Annotated in this window: 1 protein-coding gene; it reads left to right on the top strand. The window is 46.8% G+C overall.

Features of this window, described 5'->3' with window-relative positions; translation table 11 throughout:
• Nucleotides 1-146 precede the first annotated feature (146 nt).
• Nucleotides 147-1,160 (top strand): IS110-like element ISShes7 family transposase, encoded by a 1,014-nt coding sequence (locus L5M38_RS24120; RefSeq protein ID WP_263166486.1) that lies wholly within the window; start codon nucleotides 147-149, stop codon nucleotides 1,158-1,160.
• Nucleotides 1,161-1,410 lie beyond the last annotated feature (250 nt).

Here is a 1,410-nt window from a genome sequence, read left to right as displayed (position 1 = left end):
GCCATGGTGATTGGCGAGACGACCGTCCGCCCCATGGACGGGGCGGTCGAGCATCCAAGGATGATGGGATGGACACCTCTTGTGAAGTAGGCGTCATTTACGCCATATTGAATTTGCACGTTCAATAACAACAAAAGGTGTCCAAAATGAAAGTTACACTAATAGGAATTGATCTCGCAAAAAATATCTTCCAAGTATGTGGAGTTAATCAAGCAGGCAAGAGTGTTTTTAACCGTTCGATTAAACGTGCTCAGCTCCTGACTTTTCTGCGTACTTACCCTGATGCCACTATTGCGATGGAAGCCTGCAGTGGCTCTAACTATTGGGGCAGAGAGTTACTTTCTCTCGGGCATGACGTCAAACTGATCCCGCCTCAGCATGTTAAGCCATTTGTCAAAGGCAATAAGAACGATCGCAATGATGCCTTCGCTATCTGTGAGGCGGCGCAGAGACCGAACCTGATTTTCGTCCAGCCGAGAACCTTAGCGCAGGTTGATATCATCATTACCCACAGAATTCGCGAGCGCCGGATCAGAATACGCACTGCACTAACCAATCAAATCAGAGGCTTACTAAGTGAATATGGAATAGCCCTCCCTAAAGGACGTAATCCATTGAATCTTTTGCTGCCGGAATTACTTGAGGATGCCAGTAATCAACTCACTACGATTGCACGCCAATACATGCGTGAGCTGATGGAAGAGTTGCGTGCGATCAACGTTGCAATAGGTTCGCTGGAAAAAGATATCAAACTGCAGGCAAGAACGCACCCAGATGCCAAGCGACTGATGGGTATAAGAGGCGTTGCAGAAATAATTGCCACTGCTGCGGTGTCATTTGCCGGTGATGGCTCTGGCTATCATGGTGCTCGGCATTTTTCTGCAAATTTAGGACTGGTTCCTAAAGAGTTTTCCAGTGGGGGGAAACAGAAATTGGGCGGCATAACCAAACGAGGTAACAGCTATCTGCGGCGGCAACTGATCCAGGGAGCTTGGTCGATTATTCGCTATGCAAGTAAGAGTAATGACAGGATCTCCGTATGGGCCTTAAAGGTGATTGAGCGGCGAGGTAAACAGAAAGCGGCAGTAGCAATTGCAAACAAATTGGCGCGGATCATCTGGGCTATGCTGTTTCATCGCAGCGAATATCGGCCTTGTTAATATGTAAAAATCGAGTATTAACCTCACCCCAAAAACACGACTACAGATAATGAAGTAACAGGTAATACCGGCCTTTGCAGATGCTGAGAGAGTACAAGGAGCATATGACTCCGAAAGGACGATAAGCAGCAAAGGCGCGGTTCTCATTAAGGCCAGAGAACAAAGATTCTCACAAACAGGTCGGATATACGTACGCAGTATTACTTTCTGTTACTCAAAAAGTGGTTGATCTATTCGAGGTGTCCATATA

The organism is Shewanella sp. SM101 (assembly GCF_025654465.1).
In the GTDB taxonomy this organism is placed as follows: Bacteria; Pseudomonadota; Gammaproteobacteria; order Enterobacterales; family Shewanellaceae; genus Shewanella; species Shewanella oncorhynchi.
The sequence above is the reverse complement of the archived record's forward strand: the minus strand, read 5'-3'. Positions and strand labels throughout refer to the sequence as shown.